At 70.9% G+C, this 11,356-nt stretch carries 10 protein-coding genes; 7 read left to right on the forward strand and 3 right to left on the reverse strand.

Going from position 1 to position 11,356, the window contains the following annotated elements; translation table 11 throughout:
• Positions 1 to 3: 3 nt before the first annotated feature.
• Both EDF24_RS16715 and EDF24_RS16720 read left to right on the forward strand, forming a co-directional pair.
• Positions 4 to 981, forward strand: a complete 978-nt coding sequence (locus tag EDF24_RS16715) for a DUF6891 domain-containing protein (RefSeq protein WP_123704329.1) — start codon at positions 4 to 6, stop codon at positions 979 to 981.
• Between the two features lie 69 nt (positions 982 to 1,050).
• The gene (locus tag EDF24_RS16720; protein ID WP_260233482.1) at positions 1,051 to 1,521 is read left to right on the forward strand and encodes a GNAT family N-acetyltransferase; all 471 of its coding nucleotides are present in this window, start codon (positions 1,051 to 1,053) and stop codon (positions 1,519 to 1,521) included.
• Between the two features lie 25 nt (positions 1,522 to 1,546).
• Here the strand turns inward: EDF24_RS16720 and EDF24_RS16725 are convergent, their stop codons facing one another.
• Positions 1,547 to 1,921 carry a VOC family protein gene (locus EDF24_RS16725; RefSeq protein ID WP_123704331.1) on the reverse strand — a complete coding sequence of 125 codons (375 nt, stop codon included), beginning with the start codon at positions 1,919 to 1,921 and terminating at the stop codon, positions 1,547 to 1,549.
• A gap of 44 nt (positions 1,922 to 1,965) precedes the next feature.
• On the reverse strand, positions 1,966 to 2,334 hold the full coding sequence (locus EDF24_RS16730; protein ID WP_123653858.1) for a hotdog fold thioesterase: 369 nt from the start codon (positions 2,332 to 2,334) through the stop codon (positions 1,966 to 1,968).
• A 147-nt stretch (positions 2,335 to 2,481) separates the two neighbouring features.
• On the opposite strand from EDF24_RS16730, the gene polA reads away from it, so the two are divergent.
• Positions 2,482 to 5,127, forward strand: coding sequence for a DNA polymerase I (gene polA, locus EDF24_RS16735; protein WP_260233483.1), 2,646 nt, complete (start codon positions 2,482 to 2,484; stop codon positions 5,125 to 5,127).
• Between the two features lie 187 nt (positions 5,128 to 5,314).
• Here polA and EDF24_RS16740 read toward each other — a convergent pair whose 3' ends face one another.
• Complete coding sequence (locus EDF24_RS16740; protein WP_123704335.1) at positions 5,315 to 6,088, reverse strand: VOC family protein; 774 nt, start codon at positions 6,086 to 6,088, stop codon at positions 5,315 to 5,317.
• Positions 6,089 to 6,202: 114 nt separating this feature from the next.
• On the opposite strand from EDF24_RS16740, the gene EDF24_RS16745 reads away from it, so the two are divergent.
• From EDF24_RS16745 to EDF24_RS16760, 4 genes are all read left to right on the forward strand, one after another.
• Complete coding sequence (locus EDF24_RS16745) at positions 6,203 to 7,882, forward strand: DUF885 domain-containing protein (protein WP_123704337.1); 1,680 nt, start codon at positions 6,203 to 6,205, stop codon at positions 7,880 to 7,882.
• A 168-nt stretch (positions 7,883 to 8,050) separates the two neighbouring features.
• Complete coding sequence (rpsA, locus tag EDF24_RS16750) at positions 8,051 to 9,508, forward strand: 30S ribosomal protein S1 (RefSeq protein WP_123653529.1); 1,458 nt, start codon at positions 8,051 to 8,053, stop codon at positions 9,506 to 9,508.
• 104 nt (positions 9,509 to 9,612) lie between these two features.
• A complete protein-coding gene (gene coaE, locus EDF24_RS16755) occupies positions 9,613 to 10,215 on the forward strand; it encodes a dephospho-CoA kinase (protein WP_123704339.1) in 603 nt (200 codons plus the stop codon).
• Positions 10,208 to 11,338 (forward strand): BPSS1187 family protein, encoded by a 1,131-nt coding sequence (locus EDF24_RS16760; protein ID WP_123653527.1) that lies wholly within the window; start codon positions 10,208 to 10,210, stop codon positions 11,336 to 11,338. Before coaE ends, EDF24_RS16760 begins: the two co-directional genes overlap by 8 nt.
• Positions 11,339 to 11,356 lie beyond the last annotated feature (18 nt).

Consider the following 11,356-nt stretch of genomic DNA (forward strand, 5'->3'; position numbering starts at 1 on the left):
GCTGTGGGGTTCTTCGACAGGTGGCGGCGACCGAAGGGCGTCGACGACGGCGTCGACCAGACCGGGTACGACATCCTGGACGAGGTCGAGCCCGACGACCAGATGGTCGCGGAGGCCGTCACGGAGCGCGTGCTCCCGGGCTTCCTCCGGTTCGACGACGTCGTCGAGGCGGTCGTCGAGTGGTACGCCGACGACGTTCCCGACGAGGCCGAGTTCCGGGCGATCGTCGTCGCGCGGGCGCGTCCGATCTGGGACGCGCGGCGCCGCGAAGAAGCGTCGTGGACGTGGGGCAGCAGCCAGCACGACGAGCTCGAGCTCGCGTTCCGACGACTCGAGCGCCTCGGGTTCGTGACGGGGATGGACCTCGGCGTCGACCAGGGCGACGGCTTCCTCGAGGCGCGTGACCTGCGCACGCCGGACGAGGACGCACCCGGCGGGTTCCGGGAGTGGGCGTACGCGTACTTCCACACCCAGGACGCCGAGGGGCTCTGCCTGGACCGCCACGTGCTGCGCCTGGCCTTCGGGTCGTTCCGCCCGGCGCCCGACATCGACCCGGACCTCGTCGCGACGGCGATGCGCTCCAGCCGTGGCGAAGCCACGATCAACGAACGGTCCCAGCTCTCGGCCGGGCAGCAGGTCGCCGACGTCCTGACCGACCGCGGGTTCGAGCTCGACTGGGACGGCACCGCGGGCAAGCGCATCGGGATCGTCATCGAGCAGTGGCGGAAGGCGCTGCCGTTCAGCGACCTCGACGAGGCCCGACGGGTCGTCGCGGACGAGCACCTCCGCGTGCTGTGGCCCGGCGAACGGGGCACCTCCGACGCCGCTGCACTCGAGGAGCACGACGGCCGGTGGCACGTCTGGGCGACCGACGAGAAGGGCGGCCCGTGGTCGAACGGCTCGTGGCACGATGACCTCGGCGCAGCGCTCGACCGATTCGTCCAGATCGCCCGCATCAACGCGAGGTACGCAGGGCGGTAGGCCGAGCGGACCCGAACGCACGCCCGTGACCGACGTGCCCTCGAGCCGACCATCTGCGAAGGTGGAGCCGTGAACGACGTGGTGATCCGAGCCTCCAGTCCGGCCGACATGCCCGCGGTGGCCGACCTGCGGTGGCGGTGGAGCATCGACGAGGACGGGCGCACCCCCGGACAGTCGCCCGCGGCGTACCGGGACGCGATGACGGCCTTCGCGCTGGAACACCCGGAGACGCACCGGTGCGTCGTCGCCGAACGCGACGGCGCCGTGCTCGGCATGGCGTGGCTCGGGCTCACCGCACGACCGCCCGCGCCGAATCGCCCGGGGGGACGGATCACGGCGGACGTGCAGACCGTCTACGTGCACCCGGACGTGCGTGGGCAGGGTGTCGCCGGACGGCTGGTCCACCGGCTGCTCGAGATCGCGGACGAGCTCGGCGCCGAACGCGTCTCGGTGCACTCGAGTGTGGACGGCGAGCGGCTCTACCGGCGGCTCGGCTTCGGCGACGCCCGGCTGCTGCTGCAGCGCCCACCGGAGGACTGAACGCCCGCTGGCGCCTCGGCTGCTGTCAGCTCCGGACGGGCAGCTGCTGCAGGGTCCAGGCGTTGCCGTCGGGATCGATGAAGAAGACGAAGCGGCCCCAGGCCATCTCGTCGACCCCGACGGCGTTCACGTCGAGCGACTGCAGGTGTGCCAGTGCCTCGTCGGCATCGGGCACCACGACCTGGATGGACTTCAGCGACCCGGGCACGACGTCGGGCGACATGATGCCCTGGCCGAACGCGATCGAGCACGCGGATCCGGGCGGGGTGGCCTGGACGAAGCGGACCTCGTCGGAGACACGCTGGTCGTGGTCGATCGTGAAGCCGAGCGATGCGTAGAAGTCGCGGGAGCGGTCGACGTCGCTGACGGGGACCATGATGAGTTCGATCTTCCAGTCCATGAGGACTCCCTGGTGTTGCACGGGCGCGCGGCCCCGCGGGGGCGTCAGCGCACGTCGCGGATGAGGTTGGTGATGCGGACGGTGGAGCAGCGTCGCCCCTGGTCGTCGGTGAGCACGATCTCGTGCGTGGTGAGCGTGTTGCCGAGGTGGATCGCGGTGCAGACACCCGTGACGACGCCGGAGGTGGCGCTCCGCGTGTGGGACGCGTTCAGCTCGATGCCGACGGCGTAGCGCCCTTCGCCAGCGTGGACGGTGGCCGCCATCGAGCCGAGGCTCTCCGCCAGGACGACGAACGCGCCACCGTGCAGGAGCCCGACGGGCTGGCGGTTGCCCTCGACCGGGATGGTGCCGACGGCGCGCTCCGCGGAGAGCTCCGTGATGACCATGCCCATCTTGTCGGCGAGTTCGCCCATGCCCCGTTCGGCGTACTTCGCGATGCCCTCGGCGGACCCGGTGAGTGTCTGTTCGTCGGTCACGTCGAGGTGCCCTTCGCGCTGGTCGGCCCTGTCGGGGGCCGTCGGTAGGCTGTCCAGGTGTCGGACTCCGCAAAGCCTACCCTCATGGTCATCGACGGCCATTCGCTCGCCTTCCGGGCCTTCTACGCCCTGCCGGTGGACAGCTTCGTCAACCGCGACGGGCAGCACACCAACGCCATCCACGGCTTCATCTCGATGCTGCTGATGCTCCTGCAGCGGGAGAAGCCGACCCACCTGGCGGTCGCGTTCGACATCTCCCGGTTCTCCTTCCGCACGCGGGAGTACGAGGACTACAAGGGCACGCGCTCGGAGACCCCGGCGGAGTTCAAGGGGCAGATCCCGCTCCTGCAGCAGGCGCTGGAGGCGATGGGCATCACGACCGTCACGAAGGAGGACTACGAGGCGGACGACATCCTCGCGACGCTCTCCTCGCAGGGCTCCGCGCAGGGGTACCAGGTCTACGTGGTGTCCGGCGACCGCGACTCGATCCAGCTCGTCAACGACGACGTCACGCTGCTCTACCCGTCGGTCCGCGGCGTCTCCGAGCTCACCCGCTACGACCGCGACAAGGTCTACGAGCGGTACGGCATCGAACCGCACCAGTACCCGGACATCGCCGCGCTCGTCGGTGAGACCAGCGACAACCTGATCGGCATCGACAAGGTCGGCGAGAAGACCGCCGTCAAGTGGATCACCCAGTACGGCTCGCTCGACGGCGTGCTCGAGCACGCGGACGAGATCAAGGGCGTGGTCGGCAACAACCTGCGCGAGCAGAAGGACCGTGCGATCCGCAACCGCAAGCTGAACCGCCTCGTCACCGACGTCGAGCTGCCGGTCGGCCCCGGTGACGTCGCCCTGCGGCCCCTCGACGAAGCCGCCGTGCGCGAGCTCTTCGCGAAGCTGCAGTTCCGGACGCTGCTCGACCGTGTGTTCAAGGTCGCGGGCAACGGGGAGCCGAGCGACGCCACCGCGGTCGAGGGCGGCATCGAGGATGCCGGCGTCACCCCGCCGCCCGTCAAGACCCTCATCGACGAAGAGCTCGGCTACTGGCTGGAGCGCAAGAACGCCGCCGCCGCGGAGAACGGGTACGGCGTCGCGGTCGAGGTGATCGACGGCCGCCTCAGCGCCATCGGCATCGCCACCCACGACGACGCCGTGCTGGTGCCGGGCGGCAGCGGCGCGAAGGACTACGAGCAGCTCAGTGCCTGGTTCGCCTCGGACGCTCCGAAGCACTTCCACGACGCCAAGGCCGCCATCAAGGCGCTCGGCACCGTGGGCATCACCGTCAACGGGGTCGCCGGCGACGCCCGGATCATGGGCTGGCTCGCGAACCCCGGCAAGCAGGGGCAGCCCCTCACCGACCTCGTCTACCAGGAACTCGGCGAGGAACTCCCCACCGCCGACCCGAACCAGCTCGTCCCCGAGACCGACCCGGTGAACGTCGGCGTGCACGCCTGGTACGTCCTCCGGGTCACCACCGCGCTCCGCGCCCGGATCGACCCCGGCTCGCTGCAGGTCCTCGACGACATCGAGCTCCCGCTCGTCTCGGTGCTCGCGCAGATGGAGACCACGGGCGTCGGCATCGACCGCCCGGTGCTCACCGGCCTGTCGAAGGAACTGGGGGAGCGCGCCGCCGAACTCGCCCAGCAGGCCTTCGCGGAGATCGGGCACGAGGTCAACCTCGGGTCACCGAAGCAGCTGCAGGAAGTGCTGTTCACCGAGCTCGCGATGCCGAAGACCCGCAAGACGAAGACGGGCTTCTCCACCGACGCGGCCAGCCTCACGGACCTGCAGGAACAGCACCCGCACCCGTTCCTCGGGCTCCTGCTGCAGCACCGCGACGCGACGAAGCTCCGCCAGATCGTCGACACCCTCGACGCCGCGGTCGTCGACGGCCGCATCCACACCCGGTACGAGCAGACCGGCACCAGCACCGGCCGGGTGTCCTCGACGGACCCGAACCTGCAGAACATCCCGGTGAAGACCGCGGTCGGCCGTCGGATCCGGTCGGCGTTCGCCGTCGCCGAGCCGTACACGACGCTCCTCACCGCGGACTACTCGCAGATCGAGATGCGGATCATGGCGCACCTCTCCGGCGACCCCGGGCTGATCCAGGCCTTCAACGAGGGCGAAGACCTGCACCGGTTCGTCGGTGCCCGGGTCTTCGGGGTCGAGCCGTCGGACGTCTCCGCGGAGATGCGCACCAAGGTCAAGGCGATGTCCTACGGGCTCGCGTACGGCCTCAGCGCGTTCGGGCTCTCGAAGCAGCTCCGCATCGAGCAGAGTGAAGCGCGGACGCTGATGACCGAGTACTTCGCCCGGTTCGGTGCCGTCCGCGACTACCTCCGGAACGTCGTCGAGCAGGCGCGGGAAGACGGCTACACCGAGACGATCTTCGGCCGTCGCCGTCCCTTCCCGGACCTCAAGAGCCCGAACCGGGTGCTCCGCGAGAACGCCGAGCGTGCGGCGCTGAACGCCCCGATCCAGGGCTCGGCGGCGGACATCATGAAGATCGCGATGCTCGGCGTCGCGGCCGACCTGCGCGACGGCGAGCTCGAGACCCGCCTGCTGCTGCAGGTGCACGACGAGCTCATCCTCGAAGTCGCGCCCGGCGAGCAGGACCGCGTCGAGGAGATCCTCCGTACCCGGATGGGCGGCGCGGCGGACCTGACGGTCCCGCTCGACGTCCAGGTCGGGACCGGCGCCAACTGGGAGGCAGCGGCGCACTGACGCGCGGCTCACGGGGCACTGCGCCCGCGTCGTGACCAGGGGGCGCTGCGCCCGGGTCGTGACCCGGGGCACGGCGGCCGCGTCGTGACGGACGGGAGGCCCGGTGCCGGCTGGCACCGGGCCTCCCGTCGGTCATTTGGTTGCGGTGCCGCCGCCGTGGCTCCGGTCGCGGCGCGGCAGCCGTCGGTCAGACGGCGACGACGGCGAAGACCTCGCCCTGGGCTCCGGCCACGACGGCGGAGCGACCGAACGGGCTGTCGAACGGCCCCATCAGCACGGAGCCGCCGTGCGCGGTGACCGTTGCGACCGTCGCGTCCGTGTCGGTCGAGCCGAACCAGGTGAGCCAGTACCCGGGGACGCCGTCGGGCAGTCCGCCGGGCGGCGTGAACACCCCGGCGACGGGCGCGGGGTCCTCCGGGTGCAGCTTGGCGGCCGCGTACGGTTCGGCGGGGTCGCCGAACACGTCGTAGGTGTACCTGAACAGCGTGGCGTAGAAGGTCTTGGCGGCCTCGGCGTCGCGGGTGTGGACCTCGTTCCAGCAGGGTGCGCCCGCCTGGTTCACGAGGCCGTACCCGTCGTGTGCCCGGCCCTGCCACAGTCCGAACACGGCACCGGTGGGATCGGCCGCGATCGCCATCCGGCCGACGTCCATCACGTCGAAGGGTGGCGTGACCACGGTCCCGCCGGCGCTCGTGACGGCCGTCGCGGTGGTGTCGGCGTCGTCGGTCGCGAGGTACGCGGTCCACGAGACGGGCTGTCCCTCGCCCATGAGCGGGCCGACGCCCGCGACGGGACGGTCGTCGAGGAGCGCCATCACGTACCCGCCGGACTCGGGCGGACCGTCCTCGAACCGCCAGCCGAAGACGCCGGCGTAGAAGTCTCGCGCCGCAGGCACGTCGCCGACGCCGAGGTCCGACCAGCACGGTGATCCCGGTGCCCACGCACCAGTGTGTTCCGACATGCAACATCCCCTCGACTGGCCGGTTGGTCCGGCGGGTCGAGCGTAGCGCGCGGCACCGACGGCGGTCGGTGGGTGCCCGCGCGCCGCGTCGACGCCTGTCGGTAGGGTCGGAGCATGACCGAAGAGCGCCCCGTCCGCCAGCCGTCCGCCGTCGACCGCGTCGCCGAGGGATGGGTGTCCACGCTCGTCGACCTCGACCCGACGATCGCCACGTACATCGGCGTCCCCGGGCGCACGGGGGAGTACGGCGACACCTCGCCGGCCGGCGCCGCGGCGATGGCGGACGCGGCGAGGTCGGCCGCGCGGTCCCTGGCCGCGGCCGAGCCGGTGGACGACGTCGACCGCGTGACGAAGACCGACCTCGGCGCCGAGCTCGACCTCGTCGTCGAGTCGTACGACCGGAAGCTCCACCTCCGTGACCTCAACGTCATCGCGAGCCCGGCCCAGTCGCTCCGCGAGATCATCGACCTCATGCCGACCGCGACCGAGTCGGACTGGGCCGACATCGCCAGCCGCGTGCGTGCGCTGCCCGGTGCACTCGAGGGGTTCCGGGAGACGCTGCTCGAGGGCACGCGCGAGGACGTCACCCCGGCGAAGCGACAGGTGGAGCTCGTCGCGGAGCAGGCCGCCCGGAGCGGTGCGGCGGACGGGTTCTTCCAGCAGCTCGCCGCGGAGGCCACCCTGGACGACGGGTCGCCCGTGCCGGACGCACTCCGCGCGGAGCTGACCCGGCACGGCGAGGTCGCAGCGGCCGCCTACCGTTCGTTCGGACGCTTCCTCGAACACGAGCTGATGCCGCTCGCGACGCCGGTCGACGCGGTCGGACGGGACGCCTACGAGCTGCACTCCCGCCGCTTCCTCGGCGCGGTCGTCGACCTCGACGAGACCTACGAGTGGGGGCTCGAGGAGCTCGCGCGCATGCGCGACGAGCAGGAGCGCATCGCGGACCGCATCGACCCGGGCGCGTCCGTGGCGCGCGCGGTCGAGGTGCTCGACGCCGACCCGTCCCGCATGCTGCACGGCACCGACGCGCTGCAGCGGTGGATGCAGGAGACGAGCGACGCCTCGATCCGTGCGATGGACGGCGTCTACTTCGACATCGCGGACCCGATCAAGCGGCTCGAGTGCCGGATCGCCCCGACGCAGGAGGGCGGGATCTACTACTCCGGCCCCTCCGACGACTTCTCCCGCCCCGGCCGCATGTGGTGGTCCGTGCCGCAGGGCGTCACCGAGTTCCAGACCTGGCGCGAGAAGACGACCGTCTACCACGAGGGCGTCCCCGGCCACCACCTGCAGATCAGCCAGGGCGTCTACAACCGCGGCGAGCTCAACACCTGGCGCCGGCAGCTGTCCGGGTCGTCCGGCCACGTCGAGGGCTGGGCGCTCTACGCGGAGCGCCTTATGGAGCAGCTCGGGTTCCTCGACGACGAGGGGGACCGGCTCGGCATGCTCGACGGGCAGCGCATGCGTGCGGCCCGGGTCGTGCTCGACATCGGGGTGCACCTGCAGAAGACGAACCCCGACGGCGGCGGGTGGACGTGGGAGTACGCGCTCGACTTCATGCGCCAGAACGTGAACATGGACGACGCCTTCGTGCGCTTCGAGGTGGCCCGGTACTTCGGGTGGCCGGGACAGGCACCGTCGTACAAGGTCGGCCAGCGCGTCTGGGAGGCCATCCGTGACGAGGTGGCCGCGCGTGAGGGTTCGGCGTTCGACCTGAAGTCCTTCCACCACCGGGCGCTCGCCCTCGGCAGCATCGGGCTCGACACGCTGCGTTCGGCGCTGCTCGACTAGACGCCCGGCGACACGCGCGGCACCCCGCTTGTGAGGGGTCGCGCGCACCGGTTAGACTTGTGCGGCGCAATCCGCGCGCCCACAACCAACCGCCACGGCGGCACCATGCGGGGACATGTCTCCCGCGTCGTCCTGGCCCGACTCATGTCCGTTCGGAGCAATCTCTACATGACAACCACTACGACCAAGGCTCCTAAGCAGGTCGCCATCAACGACATCGGTTCGGCTGATGACTTCCTGGCCGAGGTCGAGAAGACCCTGAAGTTCTTCAACGACGGCGATCTCATCTCCGGCACCGTCGTGAAGATCGACCGCGACGAGGTCCTCCTCGACGTCGGTTACAAGACCGAGGGCGTCATCCCCTCGCGCGAGCTCTCGATCAAGCACGACGTGGACCCCAACGAGGTCGTCAACGTCGGCGACGAGGTCGAGGCCCTGGTTCTCCAGAAGGAGGACAAGGAAGGCCGCCTCATCCTGTCGAAGAAGCGCGCGCAGTACGAGCGTGCGTGGGGCGACGTCGAGAAGATCAAGGAGTCCGACGGGGTCGTCACCGGCACCGTCATCGAGGTCGTCAAGGGTGGCCTCATCGTGGACATCGGTCTCCGCGGCTTCCTCCCGGCCTCGCTCATCGAGCTCCGCCGCGTGCGTGACCTCACGCCGTACCTCGGCCAGGAGATCGAGGCGAAGATCCTCGAGCTCGACAAGAACCGCAACAACGTGGTCCTATCGCGCCGTGCGCTCCTCGAGCAGACGCAGTCCGAGTCCCGGACCACGTTCCTCAACAACCTGCACAAGGGCCAGGTCCGCAAGGGCGTCGTCTCGTCGATCGTCAACTTCGGTGCGTTCGTCGACCTCGGCGGCGTCGACGGTCTCGTCCACGTCTCCGAGCTCAGCTGGAAGCACATCGAGCACGCCAGCGAGGTCGTCGAGGTCGGTCAGGAAGTCACCGTCGAGATCCTCGAGGTGGACCTGGACCGCGAGCGCGTGTCGCTCTCCCTCAAGGCCACGCAGGAAGACCCGTGGCAGGTCTTCGCCCGCACCCACGCGATCGGCCAGATCGCACCGGGCAAGGTCACGAAGCTCGTGCCGTTCGGTGCCTTCGTCCGCGTCGCGGACGGCATCGAGGGTCTCGTCCACATCTCGGAGCTCTCGAACAAGCACGTCGAGCTCGCCGAGCAGGTCGTCTCCGTCGGCGACGAGGTCTTCGTGAAGATCATCGACATCGACCTCGACCGTCGCCGCATCTCGCTCAGCCTCAAGCAGGCGAACGAGGGCGTGGACCCGGAGAGCGCCGAGTTCGACCCGGCTCTCTACGGCATGCCGACCGAGTACGACGACAAGGGTGACTACAAGTACCCCGAGGGCTTCGACCCGGAGACCAACGAGTGGCTCGAGGGCTACGACACCCAGCGCGAAGAGTGGGAGCGTCAGTACGCCGCCGCCCAGGGTCGCTGGGAGGCCCACAAGGCCCAGGTCGCCAAGTCCCTCACCGAAGAGGCGCAGGGTGGCTTCGACCTCCCGGCCAGCGCTTCCTCGTCGTTCACGAGCGAGCAGGCCGGTCAGGGCACCCTGGCCGACGACGCCTCGCTCGCGGCGCTCCGCGAGAAGCTCAGCTCGACCAACTGATCGCAGCTGCGTGAACCGGAAGCCCGGCACCCTCACAGGGTGCCGGGCTTCCGGCGTCCCAGGAGACAGCGATTCCCGAGAAGCAGCCGCCTACGCTGGTCGCCGTGCGCATCATCGGACTCACGGGCGGCATCGCCGCGGGCAAGTCGACCGTCTCCGGACGCTGGGCCGACCACGGGGCGGTGATCGTCGACGCCGACCGGCTCGCCCGCGACGCCGTCGCCCCCGGCAGCCAGGGTCTGGCCCGGGTCGCCGAGCGGTTCGGCCCCGGCGTCATCGCGGCGGACGGCTCGCTCGACCGGCCGGCGCTCGGCGCGATCGTCTTCACGGACCCCGCCGCGCGGAAGGACCTCGAGGGGATCACCCACCCCGAGGTGTGGCGCCTCGCGCAGCAGGCCTTCGACGCGGCCGCGGCAGCCGACCCCGACGCGGTCGTCGTCTACGACGTGCCGCTCCTCGCGGAAGCGCGGGGGTCGCGCCCGCTGCACTTCGACGCGGTCGTCGTGGTGGACGCGCCCGCCGCCGTCCGGGTCGAGCGCCTCGTCGAGCACCGCGGCATGTCCCGCGAAGAGGCCGAGCGTCGCGTCGGTGCGCAGGCCTCGGACGCGGAACGCCTCGCACTCGCCGACCACGTCGTCGACGCCACCGGGACGCTCGAGGACACCATCGCCTCCGCCGACGCCGTGTGGCGCCGGGTGCGTGGCTGACGCGGTCATGCGGCACCGTGTCCTGCTGATCCTCGCCGCCGTGCTCCTGGTGGCGATCGGTGGCGGCACCCTGGTCGCCGCGAACGTGATGGCGGAGCAGCGTGTGGAGCAGCACGGCCGCGAAGCGGTGCACGCGAACGGTGGCCGGAACACCAAGGCACGCGGGGACGCGAACGGCCCGCAGGACGAGTTCCACCGGTTCCGGCTCGGTGCGATCGACGGCGAACGGCTCTCCCCGAACCGTGACGACTTCGCCGCCAGGACCGCCAGCGACGGCCCGCTGCTGCTCTTCCTGCCCGCGACCCGCGCTCGCCCGGCCGAGTACCAGCGGTTCCTGACGACGGCGCTCGGGGACGGGTACCACGTGCTCGGGCTCGACTACTGGAACCTCGGCAGGACGCTCTCCGGCACCTGCGAGGCCGACCCGCACTGCTACGGCGCGGTCCAGCGGAACCGGTTCGACGGCTCCCGCCCGTCCGACTTCAGCGCCGTGTCCCCGGCCGGCTCGATCGTGTCGCGCTTCCGGGACGCGATCGCGCACCTCGACGACGTGGACCCCGACGGGGGTTGGGGTCGGTTCGTGACACCGGCGAAGGAGAACCCGGGCAAGGGCCAGGACGCCGTCGACACCATCTCCTGGAAGGACATCGTCGTCGCCGGGCACTCGCAGGGCGGCGGCGAGGCGGCGTACATCTCGCACATCCGTCCGGTGCTCGGCGCACTGATGTTCTCCTCCCCGGTGGAGTCCCTCGGTCCGGTGCACGCGGCGTGGATGGACCGACCCGGTCGCACCCCGCCGGCGCGGATGTACGCCATCGACGACGTCCGGGACGTCTTCGGTCCGCGCATCCGCGGGTCGTGGCGCGCGCTCGGGCTCGACACCCCGGCGACCCCGGGCGGCGCCGCGGGGCCGTGGCGCACCGACACCGCGGCACCGCCGGAGGGGTCGGATCCGCACGCGATCCTCACCGACATCCGCGTCGGCACGCCCGCGGAGTCGCACTCGCGCACGATCAAGGACACCACGCCGCTCGACGCCTCCGGGCAGCCCCGGATGGAGGGGCTCTGGCAGTGGCTGCTGCACCGCTTCGCGCCTCATGGCGCATCCTCCGGCGAGTCATAGGAAGCGGATCTAGCATTG

The organism is Curtobacterium sp. PhB130 (assembly GCF_003755165.1).
Classification (GTDB): Bacteria; Actinomycetota; Actinomycetes; order Actinomycetales; family Microbacteriaceae; genus Curtobacterium.

Bases quoted from the DNA above. Each gene is read 5' to 3' on its own strand.
- EDF24_RS16725 (WP_123704331.1), bottom strand. From the start codon at position 1,921: ATGGACTGGAAGATCGAACTCATCATGGTCCCCGTCAGCGACGTCGAC.
- EDF24_RS16730 (WP_123653858.1), bottom strand. From the start codon at position 2,334: ATGGGCGAACTCGCCGACAAGATGGGCATGGTCATCACGGAGCTCTCC.
- polA (WP_260233483.1), top strand. From the start codon at position 2,482: ATGGTCATCGACGGCCATTCGCTCGCCTTCCGGGCCTTCTACGCCCTG.
- EDF24_RS16740 (WP_123704335.1), bottom strand. From the start codon at position 6,088: ATGTCGGAACACACTGGTGCGTGGGCACCGGGATCACCGTGCTGGTCG.
- EDF24_RS16745 (WP_123704337.1), top strand. From the start codon at position 6,203: ATGACCGAAGAGCGCCCCGTCCGCCAGCCGTCCGCCGTCGACCGCGTC.
- rpsA (WP_123653529.1), top strand. From the start codon at position 8,051: ATGACAACCACTACGACCAAGGCTCCTAAGCAGGTCGCCATCAACGAC.